The following is a 20,531-nucleotide window of genomic DNA, read 5'->3' as shown; positions in this document are numbered from 1 at the left end:
GCGCGCGCGGGGGGCGGCGCGCCCAGGGGACCACCCGCGCCAGCCGCCGCGAGCACGCGCTACGGCGGGCGCCCGCCACGTCCGGGCGAAAGATCACACAACTTCCGGAGGGGACCTGAAACGATTCGACGGTGTCGAGCGATCGAGAGGTTGGCGACGACTAAGCTGCGCTTGCTGGGCGACTGGCAGCAGCCGTCGGCGCGGGCCCTCGTAGCTCAGCTGGATAGAGCAAGAGCCTTCTAATCTCTAGGTCGCAGGTTCGAGTCCTGCCGAGGGCACTGCAAGGATGGGAACGGGAGTGATGTCAGACATAGCATCCTCCTTGTTCTCATTGCGTTCAGGTTTGCGCTGGTCAAGGCTCTTCTTCCGGTCGAACGGCAGAACCACGGCCTCGGCTGCGGCCTGGCGTGCCGCCGGGATCGTCGCGCCAGCCAAGGTGACTGTGCACTTGAGACAGTTGGTGGGCTTGTGGTAACGCAGCTCGAGGCGCAGTACTTCGAAGAGTCGCCGAGCGACCTCTTCTGGTAACGATTCCACTTGGACTTCCCCTGTCGGCAGGAGATCGAGCAACTGGGGGTTGGGCGCCCGCTCGTCCTCCGCCTCCAACTCGGCCAGACGTACCGCGAGACGAGCTTTGCGTTTGTGAAGCTCGGCCCGCTCCTCGTTGATTTCGCGGACGAGATCATCCGTCGGTTCGTCGATCCGAGCGAAGCTGCGGACGAGGTTCTTGATCATGCGGCCGGCGTCGTCGATCTCACGTCGGAGCGCGGCGAGTTGACGTTGTCGCTCGCGTTGGGCTTCACGGCCGAGGTCTTGGACGGCGCCGCCCAGCAAGTCTCGGCGATAGGCACCGAAGACATAGGCGGCGAGGAACTCGTTGAGTTTGTCCACCAGGACCTCTTCACGTACCCAGAAGCTGCTCGCGGTCGGATGCCCCTTCGGGGCGTAGCCCTTCTTCGGCGCGCAGACGTAGTAGGCGAGATCGCGACGAGACTTGCCGTACATGCGTCGACCGCATGCTTCGCAGAAGAGGTAGGTGCGCAGCAGGTAGGCGCGTTTGGTCTGGGGGTGCTTGGCGTTGGTGTGGCTGATGCTGCGGGAGCCGAAGCGGTGTCCGCCGACATCTTGGGCCTGCAACCAGGTTTCGAGATCGACGAGGGGTGCGTGAACAGGTTGCGCAGACCAGATCCATTCCTCGACGGGGTTGGCCTTGTTGTTCCGCGTCTTCCGCGCTCGCCGGTTCCACACCATGTGCCCGGTGTACTTCGGGTTGGTGAGGATGTCGCGGACGTTGGAGTAGGTCCAGCACCCGACGCCACGGGCCGGGTCGGCAGGAACGGGCGGCGGGTAGGCAACCGGATCGACGTTGAGCCGGTCCGCGATCGCTTGGTAGCTGAGCCGTTCCGTGGTTCTCAGGTTGAAGATGACGCGGACTGTCGGCGCCCGGTCCGGGTCGAGCTCGAGGAAGGTCTTCTTGATGCCTTTGGCCCGCTTGGCGGGCACAGGGTGAGGGACGCGGCGGGCACGATAGCCGTAGCAGGGCTTGCCGATGTTGTAGCCGGCCTCGGCGTGGACCGCGTAGCCGTCCCACGACTTCTCCAGCATGTCGACGACGTAGAACTCGGAGATGCTCTGCTTCATGCGCCGCGTGAGCAGCTGCGTGGCCCGCTTGGGTTTGCGCCCGTCCACCGCGGCGAGCTGGAACGGCTCGTCGGCGGCCAGCAGTCGCACCCCTGCGCGCTCCAGGCGGTGCTCGATGGACGTTCCGTAGAACATGTGCCGGGCGGTGCGCTCGATCGACTCGCAGATGACGTAGTCAAAGCGCCTATCGGGGCGCTCAGCCTCGGCGAGCAGGTCTTGGATGCCGCCATCACGCGGGATCGGGATATCGAACTGCTCGTGCGCGCGCCCGCTCCCCCGGGCGTCGAGATCCATGCGACCGGACTCGACATCATAGAAGTGAGCGACGATCAAGCCGTCCTCGGGCAGCGAGCGCTGCGAGTTGCCCAGCTGCCGCGGCAACGACAGAGTCGGGTCCTGCATGTCCTTAGTGGACACACGCCCCAGCCAAGCGAAGCGAAGAAACGTTGGCCGCGAGTCGATACCGGCAGATTCGCCGCACACCGCTTGGCTGTAGGGGCTTCGCGCGCGTCCTACGCGGCGTTGCTCAGCCCACGCACGGACCTGTTCCGGGCCTGCCATTGCGTCACCTCCCACAGCACTCGCGCTTGCTCGGCGGCCAACCTTCTTCCCTCGATGCCGTCCACAGTAAGGATTTCGACGATCAGTTCCGGCGGTTCGTCAGGCACCAGTCGCCCAGTGCCCTTGTCGCGGTGCTCGCTTTCCCTTGCCACCGCTCACACCTCTCGCCCGAGAACGAAGTGGCGGGCGCCGAGGACGCTGCGGCGGAGCAGAGCGGTGAGGCCACGCGCCGCTGTCAGCATCTCCAGGGCCGGGTCCCAGGGCTCGGTGGCATAAGCGATCGGGACGCAGTGGTGCGCTGCGAGACGTTCGCGAGCAAAGGCAACACACCGGTCGCGCGAAAGCCGCTCCATCTGATCGCACACGATCAGGTCGAAGCCCGGGTCTGGGGTTGTCAGGGAGGCGGCGAGGTCGTTCCACCCACCGTCCTTTTTGGGCAGTCCCGCGGCACGCAGCGTGGCCGTGTCCACTGGAGACGGCAGGTCATAGAAGCAGCGGGTCATCACCACACGACCACGAAACGCCTGTTCGCATATCAGATACTGCCGCGCCAGCAGACGTAGGGCGTCGGTGTCCGTCCTGTTCTTGCGTCCGTAGAACGCCGCCCGGATGGGCTCGGGCGACGGGTTGGTTCGGCGGCCGGTGAACGCGGCCGCTGCCGCGGCGGACATCGTGAGCATGCCTCCTTGCCTGGGTGCCTCTGTCCGGCGCCTCAGCTCAAACCAGCTGGTCAGCGCGTTTCCGGGGTGTCGCGGGCCTGGAATCGTAGCGTCGATCGGCGGAAAATGGAGGCCCCGAACGAGTGGGCCCGCACAAGCGCCCCGGCGTCACCGCGCGGGGGCGCCGTGTCACGCGGCAACGCGGCCCGGTGGTGCCGGAGCGGCTGCCGAAGGTGGACCGGCGGTGCGGGCTCGTGCTTGCTGGCGAGGGTTGCGGATACGCCAGGCAGCGAGTCGGCAGTAGTCTCTGCTGGCATCGACGGAGATTCCGTGTCGGCCGTGCACGGCGGCGGCGAGCGCGGTGGTTCCGGTGCCGCCGAAGGGATCGAGCACCACGCTGGGCACGCTGGGAGTGCGGGTGTCCGCGCACCCGCAGGTGTCGGCGAAGGCGGTGGCGCGGGCGAGCAGGAACTCGCGGGCGTAGCCGCCCAGGGCGGCGCGTGCTTCGGCGACGAGCTGCCTGGCTGAATGATCGCGGCGGGCCGGGCGGTCTTGGGTGTTGGTGGCTCGTGGCGTGTCGCTCAGTCCGGCGGATCGCAGTGCGGTCAGGTGGGCTTCGGTGAGGCCGTGCTCGCGGACCAGTTCCAGCGCGCGGCGTGTCTGCGGCCGGGAGATGTCCAGGCCGTGCGCGATCGGGACGCGGCGGCGGCCTTGCCCGCACGCGGTGCACACGCGGCGCGGGGACCACCCGAGAATCAGCCGCGTCGGCCACTCGACGGGAAAGGCGGCGTAGTGCTCGATGCCGAGTTCCTGGGGTACATGCAGCGGTTGCGCCGGGATGGACCAGACCGATCCGGGCAGCTTGCCCAGTGGGTTCGCCTGATGCCCGGCGGGAATGCCCTCGCGCGCGGCGCCATACCGGTCGGCGTCGTGAGCCCGGGTACTGGCTCGAAGTCCCGTCCGGTACCGGGCGAGCGTGGCCGCCGCGTGCGGTTCGCGGATCGCGTCGATCGCGCTGTAATAGCGGGAGTTGAGGGTGAAGTGGAACCAGGTTTCGTGACTGCGGCGGACCCGGTCGCGCACGGACTCGGGTAGCCCGTGGGGTTTGCTCCAGATGATCTCGGCGCGCAGGATCAGGCCGAGTTCGTCGATGCAACGCAAGGCGTAGCGCCAGGGCAAGCCGATCAGCGATTTCGCGGGAACCCCGGAGGGGCGCCAGTTACGGGTGTCCGGGCCACCCCGGGTGCTGCGGGGCCCGCCCGGGAAGCGGCCGGTGCGGGGGCTGGAGTACTTGTCGCCGAGGTTGACGAACACCGACCCGGACGGTTTGAGGACCCGGATCATCTCGCGGGTGCACGCGATCAGGTGGTCGAGGTAGTCGCCCGGGGTGTCCTCGGCTCCGAGCTGGCCAGGGTAGGCGGTGGGTCCGTCCCGGTAGGTCCGCAGGCCGAAGTAGGGCGGGCTGGTGACGACCAGATCGACACTGGCGTCGGGCACGGGAAGAGCGCGGGCGTCGCCCTGGACGATCGTGGGCTCGACGAACGCGTCGGCCTCGCCGGTCATCGCGGCACACCCGTTTCCGGGGCAGTGCCGGTGATGCGGCGTATCGCGATGTCGTGATAGTGGCGATTGGTGTCGATGCCGGTGAAGCGACGGCCGAGTTCGCGAGCGGCGACGCCGGTGGTGCCGCTGCCGCTGAACGGGTCGAGCACGTGACCACCGGGCAGGCATCCGGCCGCGATGCAGCGGCGCGGGATCTCCAGCGGGGAGGGGGCGGGGTGCCCGGCGCGGGACCGGTCCGGCGGGATGGTCCACACGTTGCCGGGATTGCGTCCACGCTGCCCGTGTGCCGGTGTGCGGGGCCAGGTTCCGCGGGCGGTGTTCGGTTTGGTGCCACCGCGATGGGCACGGCGGGACAGGGCGCGGTCGCCGGTGTAGGGCTGACGGATCACATCGAGGTCGAAGTAGTAGTCCGGTTGCGTCACGAACAGGAAGATCATCTCGTGGCGGGCGGCGAGCCGATCCCGGATCGGCGTAGGCGTCGCGTGCGGCTTGTGCCAGACGATCGCCGAACGCAAGATCCAGCCATCGCTTTGCAGCGCGAAGGCGAGGCGCCAGGGCATGCCGAGCAAGTTCTTGTGCGGCACGTCGGCGACCGGCCGATAGCGCGGCTGGCCGGCCTGACCGGGTGCGGTGCACCAGTAGCCGTCGGAATTGGTGGAGTAGCTGTCCCCGAGGTTGATCCACACCGTCGCCCGCGGCGAGAGCACGCGCCGTGCCGCAGTGAGCACCGCCCGCACGGCGTCGAGGTACTCCTCCGCTGTTGGTTCGAGCCCGAGCTGCGGGTGCTCGCGCAGGGCTCCGCAGTCCCGGCAGTCTCGCCGACCGCTGACGCCCTCCGTCGGGGTGTCGGCTTCAGCCGGGCGATGGCGGCATCCGGGCCGGCCACCGGTCCACGTGTCGGGTGCGTAGTCGCGCAGGCGCCAGTACGGCGGACTGGTGACCAGACAGTCCACCGAACGGTCCGGCAATGCGGCGATTCCGGCTGCCGCGTCGACGGCGTAGAGGGTCACGCCGTCGGACTGGTGATAGGGCGCGCGGAAGGTGGTCACGCTGCCGCTCCCCTCGCGTCCGTTGCGAGGTTGAGGCGGCGGAGTCCGATGTCGTGGAAGTCGGGGTTGAGGTCGATGCCGATGTAGGAGCGGCCGAGCCGACGGGCGGCCATGCCGGTGGTGGCGGCGCCGCTGAACGGGTCGAGCACGGCCCCGCCCTCCGGGCACCCGGCAGCGATGCACCGCAACGGGATGTCGACCGGGAACGCCGCGAAATGCGCCTCCCGCAAAGGACGGGTGGTGACCGACCAGACATCGCCGGGATTCTTCCCGCGCTCGTGCGCGGCAGTGTGCTGGGAACCGGTCGGCCGCATCGCCTCGCCCGGCGCTTTCGCGGGGAACGGGTCGGTGTCGTGGTACTTGCCATACACGCTGTTCCCGCGTCGGCGCGCGGTCGCGTCGATCCCCGCGCGGCGTCCCTTGTGGACGCCGCCGATGACGATGCCCTCACCGAGCGCCTCGGGACGCGCGAGCGGTTCCCGGATCGGGTCGAGGTCGAAGAAATACCGTTGCTGCTTGACGAGCAGGAACAGCATCTCGTACCGGTTGGACAGCCGGTCGCGCACGGATTCGGGCATGGCGTTGGGTTTGTGCCACACGATCGCGTTGCGCAGAATCCACCCGTCGGCTTGTAGCGCGAACGCGACCCGCCACGGCATCCCGACAAGGTTCTTCCGCGGCAGCACCCCGGTCCGGCGCGCTCCGGCGCGGCGCACGGATTCCCGCAGCGGCTCCGCAGCGCTGCGCCCGGACACCGTGCTCGCACGCATCGCATGATCGCTGCGGCCTAGTGGGTCGGTGGCGTAGGAGTCGCCCAGGTTCAACCACACCGTGCCGGTATCAGCCAGGACCCGGTGCAACTCGTCGAACACTCCGCGGAGCCGGTCGATGTAGTCCTGCGGAGTCGGCTCCAGCCCATGCTGGTCGTCCTCACGCCGGGCGCCGCAGCGGCGACAGCGCTGGGGCACACCTCCGCGGTGTGCCGCCGAGGCCGGATATGCGAGGCGGGGGTGTTTGGACTGGGGTACGTTGCCGCCGCGTCCGGCCGCGGCCCGATGTGCGCAGTCGGGGTCGCCACGAACCCAGGTACCGGTGCCGTAGTCACGCAGTCCCCAGTACGGCGGACTGCTGACTACGCAGTCCACCGAGCTATCCGGCAAACTGGCGAGGGTGGTGGTGGCGTCGCCGGTGTAGAGGGTGACGCTCTCGTCCTGGTAGTGGACCGTGTGGGTCGGCTGCGGGTTCACGCGGCCTCCCGGTTGCCGTGCTGCCGACCGTCGCCGTTGTTCGTGTTCGTGATCTCGGCGTTCGCGCGTGCCCCGGGGTGTCGGCTGGCGTGGACGGCCCAGAACACTGTCGGCTCGATTAGCGCGCGATGGGTGCGCGCCGTGGACCAGGTCCAGGATTCCGGTGGCTGGATCTGCCCGCGCCGTGTCCGGTCACGCACGACGTAGCCGAGGTGGACGGGGTTGTCCAGGATGGTGCGCACCGCGGACGGTGCCCACGGTCGAGTGTGTCCGGTGATGGGGTCGAGCGGGGGCGGGTGTTGTTCGTCGGTCAGGCGCCGCGCGATGGCGCGGTCGCTGAGTGTCTCGTGCAGGGACCAGTGGAAGATCAGCGGGACGATCGACGCGCGGGCGTTATCGACGGTCAGGCGGTGTCGCCAGCCCCAGCGGCCGGGCCGGTTCTCGACCCAGTGGTGTTCCAGCGCGTAGCCGTACGGCGCGGGGCCGAGCCACCAGCCCTCGCGGGTGCGCTGCTCCAGTACTGCGCGCGATCGCCGGGCCAGCTTGTCCTGGTACGAGCGGACGCCGCGATCAGCCATCTCCCGTCGGGCCTGGTCAGTGGTCAGATAGTCGGCGAGGGTCTCGCGTAGGTGGCGCCACCATCCCGGTTCCTGCGCGCGGTCGCGGCCCCGCACGGCCGGATAGAGCACGGGATCCTCGCCTCGGCCGGCACGGCGGAGGCGGTGATGGGACTCGTGCGCGACGTTCATCTCATGCTCTCCTGATCGGCGGTTGTGTGAGGTGAGTGGCGTGGCCGAACGCTGCGGCGCAGGACTACGCGGGGCGGCTCGTGTCCTCGGGAGCGGTGGCCGTATGGCACGCAAGGGGGCCGAGGCGAAGCCGGTCGTTGCGCCTACGCGGCGACCAGCGCCGCCTGCGGGAGCGCTCCATCCCGACGCCGCATCGACGAGACAGTCGGCAGCGGGTTCGGCAGCGCTGGCGCCGACGCCGCGGCGTCGGGTTCGGCGCGAAACACCAAGGCGGTGTGGTGAGTCGGCAGGGCGATCGGGTGGCCGAGCGCGCGCTCGGCGCGGGTGGTGGCGCGCCGTTGCGCGAGGGTGGCGTGGGTGTACACGCGGCGCCGCCGAACGCGCGCGGTGAGAGCAAGGCAGCGGGCGATCGGTGCCAACCCGGCGGCGGCGATCCGGGCGGGAACCTCGAGCAGGTCGTGCCGCTCGGGGTGCCGTGCCGGTGCGCAGGTGACGACGACGTGTCCGCCAGAACGCAGCAGCGGCCGGTACTGGCCCAGCAGGATGTTGAGCCGGTCGACGGTATCCGTGACGTCGCCCTGCGGGGTCAGGCGCAGGGCGGTCAGCAGCAGATCGACCCGGCCGGTCAGTCCCGCGGTGGTGGCCGCGGCGGCGGTGCCGGGGCGGCGGTCGAGGATGAGGACCATGCCGTCGACGAACGCGCCGCGGGCCTTGGTGGCGGTTACGTTGGTGCGGGCCAGCCGCCACCACCGGCGCTGCCCGGTCAGGCCGATCGCGTGTCGGCCGGCGCGCAGCGCTTCGACGACGGTGGTCCCGGCTCCGCAGTCCGGGTCGAGCACGATGTCGCCGGGCCGGGTGAGTGCCGCGATGGCGTGCGCGGCGATGGCCGGAGGCATCAACGCGGTATCCGTCGTCGTGGCTTGGTGGTAGCCGCCCTCCACCAGCTGGGTCGCCGTGCTGGCCGTGCCGGTCGGCCACACCGAGGCCAGCACCGCGCCGTTCCCGAACGCGCGCGCGGACGCGCGGAACGAAGAGTTCGACCACTCAGACATCCGAGGTCTCCCCTCGACCGCGGCCGGACGTTCCCGGCATTGCGTCGGGCAGCCGTCCGAGGACCAGCAGGTCGTGATGAACCCGGCGCAGTGGCACCGGACCGGCGACGGCGGGCGGTGGCGGCGTGTCTGCGGCCAATGTGGTCGCGCTCGTTCGCCGGCTGTCCGCGGAGATGGTCGCCGGGTGGGGCAGCGGCGTGTCGAGCACGGCGATGTGCTCGAGGCATCGGATCCCGTGGTAACTCACCGTGTCCAGGATCGGGGGGCACGGGTCCCGCAACAGCCCGCCTCGCGTATCACTGTGAGTCACAGCAGCGATGAGCCCGCGCGGGGTCAGGACAGTGACCCAGTCGGTGTGACCGAGCCAGTCGGTCTCGCGCGGATCGACCGTGGTGATGATCAGATCGAAGACGCCCTCGGGTCGGTGCCCGGTGCCCTGGTGGCCGCGTCCGGACTCGGGGTGCGGGTCGGTCACCGGGCGCAAACTGTGTCGGCGGGATCGGGGTCGCGACCCGGACTCCGCGCCGACACAGAGTGTCGGGTCGGTCCGAGCGTGCGTGGCCTCGGGTGCGGGTGCGGCGGGGGCGGGGGGGGGGCCCCGCCCCCGGCGCGGGGGCGGGCCCACGCCCCCCGCGGGACCCGCGGAGGGGGGGGGCGCGGCGGGGGGGTGGGGGGGGGGCTGGGTGTTGTTACCCCCCGCGCGCGCGGGGGGGGGGGGGCGGGGGGGGGGGGGGGGGGGGGGGGGGCCCCCCCCCCCCCCCCGAGCCGGGCGACGGTCCAGACGGCCTCGGCGAGACCGGCGTACGGGTCGGCGCTGCGGGTGCGGCCGGGCGTGCGCGACGGTGCGTGCGTGGGTGCCGGTGGGGTGAGGAGCAGGACACGGTCGCCGGGGCGGGTGTAGGTGGTGACGAGGGTGACGATCACGCGTCCCAGCCATCCCGCCAGCAGCGCGGTACCCGGCGGTGGCTCGGCGCCGGCGAAGGGCCACAGGGCGGCCGGACGGGTGAGGCGCGCACCCGCCCGAGCGGGTTCACGGAGGCGGGCGCGGTGCCGGACACGGGTCCGGTGCCGCGGGTGCGGGTGGCGGTTGTGCGGAGGCCGGATGTGGTGGCCTCGGAGGTGATCGGAGCCGGCCGGGCGGTCCTCGTGTGGTGCGGGTGAGGGCATCGCGGGTTCCCCTCTCGATGCGGTGCCGGGGTAATGGCCTGTCACTGCAAGAGGCCGGTTTCCGCCCCGTTTTCTTTCACCGCATTCCCAATTTCTTTCCCGCACCCCTCTCACCCACTGGACCCTGCGGCCAGCACCTACTCCAGCCCACACTGTTGCGCAACACCTCCGCCATTCCCGGCGGGCCAGGCAGCGGAGTCTCCGGGCGGTTCACGAGGTCACCGTGGAGGAATTTCCGGCAAATTCCCGCGCTGCTGCCGCCGAGCGTGCGACGCAGCGCCGGGCTGCTACTAAGAAACTACTAACAGCTGCTTAAAATGCCAGGTCGGTAGCTACTAAGGACGGCATCCCGAAGTCCGGGTCTGCAGGCGCGACCGGCTGACCTGAATCGATTCGTGTTGATCTTCTTAGTAGCCGCATCTGCCGAAAATAAGATCATCCTTGTTCTTTTCTTGGTCTTTTCTTGTCGCCTCTGTGGCGTCCTGCGTGAGTCAGTGACCGATCGGCTCAAGGGAGTTGTGTCATGCGGGACGGGAACGACATCGGCAATGGCGCTCACGACGCCACGGACCACGAGTGGTTGCCGTTGGACTCGGTACGGAATTCGTTCGCCTGGCTGGTGACCGGGCCCGAACCGTTGTCGGTGGACGGGCGCCGGTTTCCCGGGCTTCCCGACCGGCCGATCCCGGTGGACGAGTTGCGGGACCGGCTGCTGGACGAGGCGTGTTCCGGCCGGACACAGGACGCGGTGTGGCGGTTTTTGATCGGCCGTTCCCGCGCCGAAGGAGCGGCCTGGACGATCGCGTGCGCGGGCATGGCGCTGCCGACGTTGGCGCGCACCGCAGCGCGGCTGGCCCGGCACTACCGCGGGGAGCGCGCGGACCTGCACGCCGCGGTGCTGACCGGTTTCCTCGAGGCGCTGGCCACCGTCGAGGTGGGCGGCCGGGGTCTGTCCCAGCAGGTGCGGTGGGCCGCGTTCCGCGCCGGGCACGCCGCGGTGACCGAGTCCCTGGACGCCCCGATCCCCGCCGACGCGGAGGATCTGGACGCCTCGCTCGACCCGCTGCCGCCGTGGGCTCCCGGGTTCCGGTCGACCTCGCCGCGACGGCCGTGGGGCCACCCCGATCTGGTGCTGGCCCGCGCGGTCGCCGACGAGGTCCTGACCCCGACCGAAGCCGAGTTGATCGCCACCACGCGACTGGAAGAGGTCGAGCTGGCCGACTGGGCGGACCAGCACGACATGCCCTACCGCCGGGCCAACCTCGCCCGCTGGCGGGCCGAACAACGACTCGTCGCCTACCTGCTGGATCAGGCCCGCGACACCGACCCCGAGGACCCGGTCGCCGCCCCGGCGATGGCCTCCCTGGCGTTGCGCTCCGCACCGGCCACCCCCGCCCCACCCCCTGGGAAATCACCCACCGTGAGCGGCCGCGGCCGCAACGGGTCGCCGATGCGACAGAAAAAGGTGTCACCTGCGGTGAAAGAAAACGGCCCGAAATCCGGCCTCTTGCGCTGGAGGGGTTCCACGCCCGCCACCGCCCCCTCCCAGCCGACAGAGGAGACTTCGGAGGAGCGCCGATGCGCGTGACGCCCCAGCACACGACCACCCCGCCCCCCTCACCCGAACCAGATGCCGCGGCCGGGGCGAGGAGGCCGCGACCGCGTCAGCCCGGTGCCACCCACCGCATCTCACGCCGGGGCCGGGGGCGCGCGAGTCATCCGAGCTTTCGTCGGCCGGTGGTGCGCCGTGCGGGTTCCGGGTGGGTCGTCGCGGCGGTCCTCGGTGCGGGTCTGCTCTGCGTCGTGACCGCGGAGTCGGCGCAGGCGTCCACGGTGGTTCTCGCGTTCGCGGCGACCGTCGATCAGGTCTTCACCAACATCAGGAATTGGTTGGTCGGGATCTTGGCGGGGTTGGCGACGGTGTTCCTGACCGTCGGGGGCGTGCGGTATCTGCTGGCGGGCGGTGACCCGGGCGAAGTGGAGAAGGCGAAGCAGTGCTTCAAGAGCGCCGGGTGGGGCTACGGGTTGGCCGCGTTGGCGCCGGTCGCCGTGGAGATTCTGCGCGGGATTGTCGGGGGCTGAGGTCATGGTCATGTCCCGACGTCACCGTATGCCCGCCCCCGATCGCGGTGAGCCCGGCCTCGGTGCGAGTCCTGCTGTGCGGGTGTGCCGGGAGCGGGTCCTGCTCGCACCGGCTGTCCCGGTGCGCACGGGCTGCGGGTCGTGGCGGCGGTGGGTGTGGCTGCTGGCGCTCGGCCTGATTGTGGTGCTCGGCGGTCTGCTGGCGATCCAGGCGTGGGCGGCGCCCGGCCCACCCGCACCGCCCGGCGCGCAGCGGGCCGCGCTCGCGCAGCCCGCACCGCCACAACCGCCGCCACTGCCCTTGCCGACCGTCCCGCCGCCGACCACGTGTGCCCCGGATTCGCCGGACCCGCCCTGTCACTTCCCGACCGGTACGCCGCGGCCATCGGTGCCGGCGACGCCGCTGCCGCCGATCACCGAACTGCCGCCACTGACGACGTGTGTCCCCGGTCAGATCGGCTGCACGCCCGGCGGCCCGGTCGCCGCCCCGGGCGCGCCGTGCACCGGCGAGAACTGCATCCCGCAACCCAGCACCACCCCGCCCACCACGGCGCCGGGGCAGAACGGGCCGGGCGTCGACGGGGATGATCCGGACTGCGGGATCACCAACATCAGCGGCTGCATCAACAAGGCCATCACCGTCGTGTTCCGGGACCTGGTCAAGTCCGCGCTCGACCCCGTCCTCAAGCTGCTCGGCAATACCGCGTTCACTACTCCGCCCCTGGACGAACTGCCCGGGGTGGCGAATCTGTGGCACAACTCCTGGCTGATCGTGATGGCCTGCTACGGCGGGCTGATCATGATCGGCGGGATCATCGTGATGGCCCACGAGTCGGTGCAATCCCGCTACTCGATCAAGGAGATCGCGCCCCGGCTCGTCGTGTCGTTCTTCGCGTCGATGCTGTCGCTGTTCCTCATCGACAAAGCCATCAAACTCGCCAACGCCCTCTCCGCCGCGGTGCTCGGTGGAGGTGTCGATCCGCCCAAGCTCGGCGACACGCTCGCCCAGTCGATCAACGGCATCTACTCCGCCATGACCTCGGGCGGGCTGTTCGTGATCCTGCTGCAGGTCCTCCTGCTGGTCGCGGTGATCGCGCTGCTGCTGGTCTACGTCGTGCGCGTGATCATCACACTGATCCTCGTCGTGTCGGCGCCGTTGTGGGTGGCCTGCCACGCGCTGCCGCACACCGACGGTATCGCCCGCTGGGGCTGGCGCGCCCTGGCCGCCGTCCTCGGCATCCAGGTCGCCCAATCGCTCGTGCTGATCGTCGCGCTCACCACGTTCCTCCACGGTGCCGTGCACCTGTTCAGCTCCGTCGGCGGCGGGCTGATGATGCTCTTCGCCGCCCTGGGGTTGCTCTACATCCTGTTCAAGATTCCGTTCTGGTTTCTGTCCGCCACCCGGCTCAGCAGCGGCCGTTCCTTCCTCGGCGGCCTGGTCAAGGCGTTCGTCGTCGCGAAGACCTTCGGTGCCATCGCCGGGCGCCCCGGCGCTGTCGGCAAGCCCCGCGCAGCAACGGCGATGACCACCCCCGGCCGTGCCCCCGGTGTCGGTGGCCGGGCCGGTGTCGCCGATCCGCCCTGGCCGCCGCAACCGCGCGTCGCCCCGACCGCGGACGCGGTGACCAAGCGCCTGCGACAGCGCTACGACGCCGAGCGGCTGCGTACCGCCCAGCGGCCGCGCGTGCCCTCGCAGGAACCGCGGTTCCTGCAACCGAGTCCGCAGGAACCCACGCACGACCCCGCCGTGACACCCGCCGCGAAGGGATCGGCGCTGCCCGCATTCAGCTCCGCGCCCCAGCCCGCCACACCTCTCTCGCCCCAGTCCGCGCGGCGCCGCGGTGGACACCAGCCCGGCGCGGCGCCGCGTTTCCAGCCTCCCGGTACGGCGCGCCGCACGGGCGGTGGGCAGTCCGCGGCGCGGCCGGTCGCGGTCGCGGCGGTCCCGCCGCACCTGCGGTTCCAGCCGGCCACGCTGGAACCGAGCCACAGCGCACGACCGGTCACACCGACGACACCGCGGCCCGCGGCACCGGCGTTCCGACCGGCACAGCCCGAGCCACGCCTCGGGGACGCCCGGCCCCGGACCCGGTCCGCGCCACCGGTCGCCTTCCGTGCCCCGGCTCCCCCGCCCGCACCACCGAAGTCCGTATCCCGTGGAGGTGAGACGTCATGACCCAGCCCGTGCGCATACCGGCGGATGTCGACCGCGAGGATCGTGTCCTGGCCAACCTGACCGCCCGGCAGCTGGCGATCCTCGCGGTGACCGGACTCGTGCTCTACGGCGCCTGGATGCTCACCCGCGACGTGGTGCCGGTGCCCGTGTTCCTGGTTGTCGCGATCCCGATCGGGGTGACCGCTGCGGTGCTGGCGCTGGGCCAGCGCGACGGCATCAGCCTCGACCGTCTCCTGCTCGCCGCGATCCGGCAGCGGCTGCACCCCCGCCACCACGTCGCCGCCCCCGAAGGCGTCCGCCCCGCACCCGAATGGCTCACCAGCCACGCCACGATCCAAACCGGTGCCGTGGGTGAGTCGGAGGTCTCCCCCGCCGCCTTGCGGCTGCCCGCGGAAGGAGTCACCGACGCCGGTGTCGTCGACCTCGGCACCGACGGCGTCGCGATGGTCGCCGTGGCCAGCACCGTCAACTTCGCACTACGCACCCCCGGCGAGCAGGAAGCCCTGGTCGCGTCCTTCGGCCGGTACCTGCACTCGATCTCCGCACCCGTGCAAATCCTCGTCCGCGCCGAAAAACTGGACCTGAGCCGGCAGATCGCCGAACTGCGCGAGGCCGCCCCCGGACTGCCGCATCCCATGCTGGAAGCGGCGGCGCGCGAGCACGCGACCTACCTCGACCAGCTGCGCCGCTCCACCGATCTGCTGCGCCGCCAGGTACTGCTCGTGCTCCGGGAACCGGTCCGCGCAGCCGACCCGGCCGACGGGCTCGGCGGCGCCTCCCCCCTCGCCGTACTCCGTGCCCACCGTGCCCGCGCTCGCGACGGGCAGGTCACCGACGCGAAGCGTCGGACCGCGGAGACCCGGCTCGTGCGGCGCCTGGCCGAGGCGACCGAGCTGCTGTCCCCGGCCGGGATCACCATCACCGCGCTGGACGCGGGCCAGGCCACCGCCGTGCTCGCCGCCGCCTGCAACCCCGACAGCCTGATCCCGCCGTCCGCCGGGCTGGCCGGAGCCGACGAGGTCATCACCACCGCCGCCACCGATCCCGACGACTCGCCCGGCCGGGACCGGCCTCCGCCGGTCCCGCGTCAGTCCGACCGCGACGTGGCGTCTGCGACGAGCGCTCTGGACGAGTGGGAGGGCAGTGACCTATGAGCCCACGCTTCGGCCGCCGACGCGGCGCGACACGGTCTGCGCATTCGCCCGCGGGCAGCGCCGGCGCGTTCACTCCGGATTCCCTGTCGGTCGCGCCCCGGCATCTGGAGATCGGTGGTGAATGGGTCGCGTCCTTCGCGATCACCGGATATCCGCGGGAAGTGTCGGCCGGGTGGCTGCAGCCGCTGCTGTCCTACCCCGGGCGGCTGGACGTGTCCCTGCACATCGAACCGATCGACCCGGTCACCGCCGCCACCCGCCTCAAGAAGCAACTGTCCAAACTCGAATCCGGCCGACGCCACACCAGCGACAAAGGACGCCTGCTGGACCCGATGGTCGAAGCGGCCACTGAGGACGCCTACGACCTCTCCTCCCGCGTCGCACGCGGCGAAGGAAAACTGTTCCGGCTCGGCCTGTACCTGACCGTGCACGCCACCAGCGACAGCGAGCTGGCCGAGCAGGTCGCCGCGGTGCGGGCGCTGGCGGCGTCGCTGCTGATGAACGCCCAACCGACCACCTACCGGTCGCTGCAGGGCTGGGTGAGCTGCCTGCCGCTGGCGCTGGACCTGATCGGGATGCGCCGCACCTTCGACACCACGGCGTTGGGCGCGTCATTCCCGTTCACCAGCCCCGACCTTCCGCCGGCCGACCCGACCAGCGTCGCCGCACCCGACGGCGTCCTCTACGGCTTCAACCTCGGCTCGCAGGGTTTGGTGCATTGGAACAGATTCTCCGCCGTCAACTACAACGCCGTGATCCTGGGGCACTCCGGGGCTGGCAAGAGCTACCTGGTCAAGCTCGAAACCCTCCGGTCGCTCTATCGGGGTGTCGAGGTCGCGATCATCGATCCCGAGGACGAGTACCGGCGGCTGTGCGAAGCCATTGGCGGCACCTACCTCCACCTCGGCCAGCGCGACGTCCGGATCAACCCGTTCGACCTGCCCATCTCGCGGCTCCCGGACGGGCGCCGCACCGCACCGCGCGACGCGCTCACCCGCCGGGCACTGTTCCTGCACACCGTGCTCGGGGTCCTGCTCGGCACCGAACTCTCCGCGCAGCAGCGGGCCGTGCTCGACCGGGCGATCCTGGCCACCTACCACCGAGCCGGGATCACCAGCGATCCCCGCACCTGGACCCGGCAGGCACCGCTGCTGGCCGACCTCGCCGCGGTCCTCACCGCCTCCGGCGATCCGGTCGCGGCAGAGCTGGGCGCGCGGTTGCATCCGTTCGTCGAGGGCGCGTTCGCCGCGCTGTTCTCCGGCCCGACCACCACCCGTCCCGAAGGGCACTTGACGGTGTTCAGCCTCCGCGACCTGCCCGAGGAGATGATGTCGATCGGGACCCTGCTCACCCTGGACACGATCTGGCGGCGGGTATCCAACCCCGCCATCCGCCGCCCGCGGCTGATCACTGTCGACGAGGCGTGGCTGCTCATGCAGGACCCCGCCGGGGCCCGATTCCTGCACCGGATGGGCAAAGCAGCCCGCAAACGCTGGTGCGGCTTGACGATCGCGACCCAAGACGTCGGCGACGCCCTCGGCACCGAACTGGGCAAGTCAATCGTGTCAAACGCGGTCACGCAGATACTTCTCCACCAGGCGCCGCAAGCAATCGACGAGGTCGTCGCGACCTTCAACCTCTCCGAGGGCGAGAAGCAATTCCTGCTCTCCGCCGACAAGGGCCAGGGTCTCTTGAGCTGCGGGACGCAGCGGGTCGCGTTCCAGTCCCTGGCCTCGCCACAAGAAAACGCTCTCATCACCACCGATCCGGCCGAGCTGGCGACTTACGCCGCCCGGGAATCCGGCGCGGACGACAGTGCGTTCGTGGATCTCGGAGCCGAGGACCCCGAGTTCGACACGGACGTTGACGGTCACGTCGACATCGCCGCGTAGCACGTCACTCTCCACGACTGTCCATACACGACAGCAGCACGTCGCTTCTTTTGTCCTGCCTATGTTTTGTGAGGTGTGGTATGCCGTCCTCTGCCACGATGACACCGCTGTCGGCGCGGCCTGCCCGGTTGCTGACGCAGAACCGGGAGATGCGGGCCATCGGGGTCTGGAACTGGACCCTGCCCGCGCTGGCCGCTCGACTGCCCGACGGGCGGACGCAAGTGACATGCCCCGCAGCCGGCGTGTGCGCGCGGATCTGCTACGCCCGCAACGGAACCTATCTCTTCCCGGCGGTGAAAGCCAAGCATGCCGCCAATCTCGCGTTCGTGCTCGACGACCTGCCGGGGTGGGAGGCCGCCATGATCCGCGAACTGTCCACGCGCCGCTTCGCCGGGACGTTCATCCGGATCCATGACGCCGGCGATTTCTTCTCCGACGCCTACACGTGGGCGTGGTGCCGAGTGATGCGGGCCTGCCCGCAGGTGACGTTTTACGCCTACACCAAGGAAGTCCGCCGGTTCAAACGGCTCGTCGAGCCGGACCCGCCCGGGAACTTCCTGTGGGTCTACAGCTACGGCGGGCGTGAGGACGCCGACATCGACCCTGCCCGCGATCGGGTCGCCGACGTCTTTCCCGACGAGGACGCCATCACCGAAGCCGGATGGTCCTCGCAAGAAGCATCGGACCTGCTCGCCGTGCTCGGCCCGCGACTGGTCGGTGTTCCCGCGAACCGGATCCCGCACTTCCTCAAACGTCTCGGCGGACGGCGGCTGTCGCAGTGGCAGGCCGAAGTCGACGCCGAGCGCCCGGCCCCGCGCCGCGGTCATCTACGCCTCGTTCGCGGCGGCCAGGACACCGGGGCCGCGGCACCGGCGCCCCGGCCAGGTGCGGCCGGCGACGAGCGCCGGGCTGCCTGACGCCCTGGCGGTGTTCATTGTCCTTTGCGCGATGGGTTATCTGATGCTGTTCACGCAGTCTCTCCTCAGTCCCGCCGCGGCGCTGGCGTCGCCGTTGCGGGACTATCTGCGTGACCCCGGTGCGGTGGTGCGTGCCGTCGTCGCCGCGCTGCGGGAGTTCGCGCTGTCGTGGGGGCCCGTCCTCGGGCCGTGCCTCGCGCTCGCCGGGGCGGGGGTGGTGGTCGGGCGCCGGTGGTGGGCGCGGCGCTGCTATGACCGGATGGTCGCCGATGCCCGGGTGGTCACGGTGCTCGCTCCGCCGACGGTGGATCCCGACGGCGCCGCCGCGTTGTACTCCAATCTGGTCGGCCTGCTGCGCCCCGGGTTGAAACGCCGCCTGCAGGGCCAGCCGCACATCGTGTGGGAATACGCTTTCTCCCACGCTGGGGTGGCCCTGCGGTTGTGGCTGCCGGGCATTGTGCCGCCCGGCATGGCCGAACGCAGCATCGAGGCGGCCTGGCCCGGCGCCCACACCCGCACCACCCCGGCGAAGCCGCCGATCCCGCTGACTACCCCACCGGGCAAGGCGGTCGACGCCGTGGGCGGTGAACTGCGGCTGGCCCGTAGCGAGTCCTTGCCGATCCGGTCGGATTTCCCGGCCGATCCGGTCCGGGCGCTGCTGGGCGCGCCGACCGGGCTGGCCACCCATGAGCGCGCGGTGGTGCAGATCCTGGCCCGCCCGGTCACCGGCGCCCGCGTCCGGAAAGCCCGCCGAGCCGCCCGCCGTCTCCGAGCAGGCAGCTCGGTCACGATCACCGGGCGGCTGCTCGATCTGCTCACTCCGCACACCGGATCACGTAAACCCGCCGCGGCGGCGAGGAAACCGGTCGTGGATCACCAGACGTCGCTGGAGAATGCCGCGCAGGACCGGGTGATCGTCATCAAACAACGCTCCGTCCAGTATGAGACCCGCGTCCGCTACGCCATCGCGACGCTCATGCCCGAGCACGCCACCAGCGCGGAGCGCGCCGTGGTGCGGGACCATCTGCGCGGACGCGGCCACGCGATCGCCTCCGCCTTCGCCGCCTACAGCGAGCACAACTACTACCGCCGCGTCCGGCTGGCCCATCCCGTTCACGCGGTGGCCGAGCGGCGCCTGGCCGCCGGTGACCTGCTCTCGATCGCTGAGCTCGCGGCGCTGGCGCATGTCCCCACCGACGAGGCCGTCCCCGGCCTGCAACGCGCCGGAGCCAAAGCCGTCCCGGCGCCGCCAGGCATCGCCACCGACGGCCCGGAGGTCAAGCCGATCGGGATCACCGACTCCGGCCACCCCCGCCCGGTCGGGTTGCGAGTGGCCGATGCCCGCCACCACGTGCACCTGCTGGGGGCGACCGGGTCCGGGAAATCGGAGTTGATGGCCCAGATGATCCTCGCCGACGCGGACGCCGGTCGCGGCATGGTCGTCATCGACCCCAAAGGGGATCTTGTCGCCGACGTCCTCATGAGGCTGCCGTCCCGGCTCGGCGAGCGCGTGGTGCTCTTCGACGCCGACTCCCGCTCCCGCCCGCCGGTGCTCAACCCGCTCGACGGCGGGGACACCGCCCGCACCGTCGACAACCTCGTGTCGATCTTCTCCCACGTCTACGCCGCCAGCTGGGGACCCCGCACCGAGGACATCCTGCGCTCCGGGCTGCTCACCCTGCGCGCGCTCCCCGGCACCCCCACGTTGACGGACCTGCCGCGGTTGCTGACGGTGCCCGCGTTCCGGCACCGCGCGCTCGACCAGATCTCCGACGACATCCTGACCGGATTCTGGAGCTGGTACGACGACCTGTCCGACCCCGCCCGCGCCCAAGTCGTGGCCCCACTGATGAACAAACTCCGCGGCCTGCTGCTTAGGCCGTTCGTGCGGGCCGCCCTCGCGGGCGGTGAGTCCACAGTGGACATGGACGCGGTGCTCGACGGCCAGATCTGCCTGGTGCGGCTCGGCCGGGACGCGCTCGGGATGGACACCGCCAAGCTGATCGGGTCCATCATCGTCGCCCGCACCTGGCAAGCCACCACCCGCCGCGCCCGGCTGCCGCAACGCGACCGCCGCGACGCCTCCGTATACATCGACGAGGCCCACAATTTCTTGAATCTCGCCTACCCGCTGGAAGACATGCTCGCCGAGTCCCGCGCCTACCGCGTGAGCTTCATCCTCGCGCACCAATACCTGAGCCAGCTCACCCGCGAACTGGAAGAAGGAATCTCCGCCAACGCCCGCAACAAGATCATCTACGCCGCCTCGCCCGAAGACGCCCGCGCCATGGCCCGGCACACCGCACCCCGACTGTCCGAACACGACCTCGCTCACTTGGGCCGCTTCCACATCGCTGTCCGGCTCGTCCTCGACAGCGAGGAAGCACCCCCGTTCACCGCGGTCACCGAAAAACTCCCACCCGCCATCCCCGGACGCGCCAAGGAAATCCGCCGGCTCGCACGCGTCAACACCACACCGCGGGCAGTGTCCGTGTCCGGCGACGGTGCCCACCCTGCCGTGTTCGATCCCCGCCGGGCCGCCTGACCCGCCGCAGCCCCGTGCCCTGCCCAGCTCTTCAGCGGCGCTCTGTCCTTTCGCCGTTCGACACGGAGGTGCATGCC

At 70.6% G+C, this 20,531-nt stretch carries 16 protein-coding genes and 1 tRNA gene; 8 read left to right on the top strand and 9 right to left on the bottom strand.

What is annotated here, in order from left to right:
• The first annotated feature begins 204 nt into the window (after positions 1-204).
• Positions 205-278: transfer RNA gene (locus ACFWX1_RS24310), tRNA-Arg, on the top strand.
• Here ACFWX1_RS24310 and ACFWX1_RS24305 read toward each other — a convergent pair.
• From ACFWX1_RS24305 to ACFWX1_RS24265, 9 genes are all read right to left on the bottom strand, one after another.
• A complete protein-coding gene (locus ACFWX1_RS24305; protein WP_378390886.1) occupies positions 247-2,202 on the bottom strand; it encodes a recombinase family protein in 1,956 nt (651 codons plus the stop codon). The genes ACFWX1_RS24310 and ACFWX1_RS24305 overlap by 32 nt on opposite strands.
• Entirely contained in the window at positions 2,154-2,354 is a 201-nt protein-coding gene (locus ACFWX1_RS24300; protein WP_378390884.1) for a hypothetical protein, read from the bottom strand. The genes ACFWX1_RS24305 and ACFWX1_RS24300 overlap by 49 nt, the downstream gene beginning before the upstream one ends.
• 3 nt (positions 2,355-2,357) lie before the next feature.
• Complete coding sequence (locus ACFWX1_RS24295) at positions 2,358-2,882, bottom strand: hypothetical protein (RefSeq protein ID WP_378390880.1); 525 nt, start codon at positions 2,880-2,882, stop codon at positions 2,358-2,360.
• Positions 2,883-3,050: 168 nt separating this feature from the next.
• Complete coding sequence (locus ACFWX1_RS24290) at positions 3,051-4,424, bottom strand: DNA-methyltransferase (RefSeq protein WP_378390878.1); 1,374 nt, start codon at positions 4,422-4,424, stop codon at positions 3,051-3,053.
• Positions 4,421-5,473 (bottom strand): DNA-methyltransferase, encoded by a 1,053-nt coding sequence (locus tag ACFWX1_RS24285; RefSeq protein ID WP_378390876.1) that lies wholly within the window; start codon positions 5,471-5,473, stop codon positions 4,421-4,423. Before ACFWX1_RS24285 ends, ACFWX1_RS24290 begins: the two co-directional genes overlap by 4 nt.
• Positions 5,470-6,720, bottom strand: coding sequence for a DNA-methyltransferase (locus ACFWX1_RS24280; protein WP_378390874.1), 1,251 nt, complete (start codon positions 6,718-6,720; stop codon positions 5,470-5,472). The genes ACFWX1_RS24285 and ACFWX1_RS24280 overlap by 4 nt, the downstream gene beginning before the upstream one ends.
• Entirely contained in the window at positions 6,717-7,469 is a 753-nt protein-coding gene (locus tag ACFWX1_RS24275) for a recombinase family protein (RefSeq protein WP_378390872.1), read from the bottom strand. Before ACFWX1_RS24275 ends, ACFWX1_RS24280 begins: the two co-directional genes overlap by 4 nt.
• 143 nt (positions 7,470-7,612) lie before the next feature.
• Positions 7,613-8,521, bottom strand: coding sequence for a DNA methyltransferase (locus tag ACFWX1_RS24270; RefSeq protein WP_378390871.1), 909 nt, complete (start codon positions 8,519-8,521; stop codon positions 7,613-7,615).
• Positions 8,514-8,996: a hypothetical protein gene (locus tag ACFWX1_RS24265; protein WP_378390869.1), complete on the bottom strand. Its 483-nt coding sequence runs from the start codon at positions 8,994-8,996 to the stop codon at positions 8,514-8,516. The genes ACFWX1_RS24270 and ACFWX1_RS24265 overlap by 8 nt, the downstream gene beginning before the upstream one ends.
• A gap of 1,215 nt (positions 8,997-10,211) precedes the next feature.
• Here ACFWX1_RS24265 and ACFWX1_RS24260 point away from each other — a divergent pair.
• The 7 genes from ACFWX1_RS24260 to ACFWX1_RS24230 all read left to right on the top strand — a co-directional run bounded on the left by ACFWX1_RS24260 (position 10,212) and on the right by ACFWX1_RS24230 (position 20,454).
• The gene (locus tag ACFWX1_RS24260; RefSeq protein WP_378390867.1) at positions 10,212-11,276 is read left to right on the top strand and encodes a hypothetical protein; all 1,065 of its coding nucleotides are present in this window, start codon (positions 10,212-10,214) and stop codon (positions 11,274-11,276) included.
• Between the two features lie 149 nt (positions 11,277-11,425).
• Positions 11,426-11,770 (top strand): pilin, encoded by a 345-nt coding sequence (locus ACFWX1_RS24255; RefSeq protein ID WP_378322409.1) that lies wholly within the window; start codon positions 11,426-11,428, stop codon positions 11,768-11,770.
• Between the two features lie 10 nt (positions 11,771-11,780).
• Complete coding sequence (locus ACFWX1_RS24250) at positions 11,781-13,946, top strand: hypothetical protein (protein ID WP_378390865.1); 2,166 nt, start codon at positions 11,781-11,783, stop codon at positions 13,944-13,946.
• Entirely contained in the window at positions 13,943-15,100 is a 1,158-nt protein-coding gene (locus ACFWX1_RS24245; protein WP_378390863.1) for a PrgI family protein, read from the top strand. Before ACFWX1_RS24250 ends, ACFWX1_RS24245 begins: the two co-directional genes overlap by 4 nt.
• Positions 15,097-16,992: a VirB4 family type IV secretion system protein gene (locus ACFWX1_RS24240; protein WP_378390862.1), complete on the top strand. Its 1,896-nt coding sequence runs from the start codon at positions 15,097-15,099 to the stop codon at positions 16,990-16,992. Before ACFWX1_RS24245 ends, ACFWX1_RS24240 begins: the two co-directional genes overlap by 4 nt.
• Before the next feature lie 80 nt (positions 16,993-17,072).
• Positions 17,073-17,909 carry a hypothetical protein gene (locus ACFWX1_RS24235; protein ID WP_378390860.1) on the top strand — a complete coding sequence of 279 codons (837 nt, stop codon included), beginning with the start codon at positions 17,073-17,075 and terminating at the stop codon, positions 17,907-17,909.
• A 43-nt stretch (positions 17,910-17,952) separates the two neighbouring features.
• The gene (locus ACFWX1_RS24230) at positions 17,953-20,454 is read left to right on the top strand and encodes a helicase HerA domain-containing protein (RefSeq protein ID WP_378390927.1); all 2,502 of its coding nucleotides are present in this window, start codon (positions 17,953-17,955) and stop codon (positions 20,452-20,454) included.
• Positions 20,455-20,531 lie beyond the last annotated feature (77 nt).

This window comes from Amycolatopsis sp. NPDC059021 (genome assembly GCF_042739895.1).
Lineage (GTDB): Bacteria > Actinomycetota > Actinomycetes > Mycobacteriales > Pseudonocardiaceae > Amycolatopsis.
Note: the sequence above shows the minus strand (reverse complement) of the source record. Positions and strands in the feature narration are given on the sequence as shown.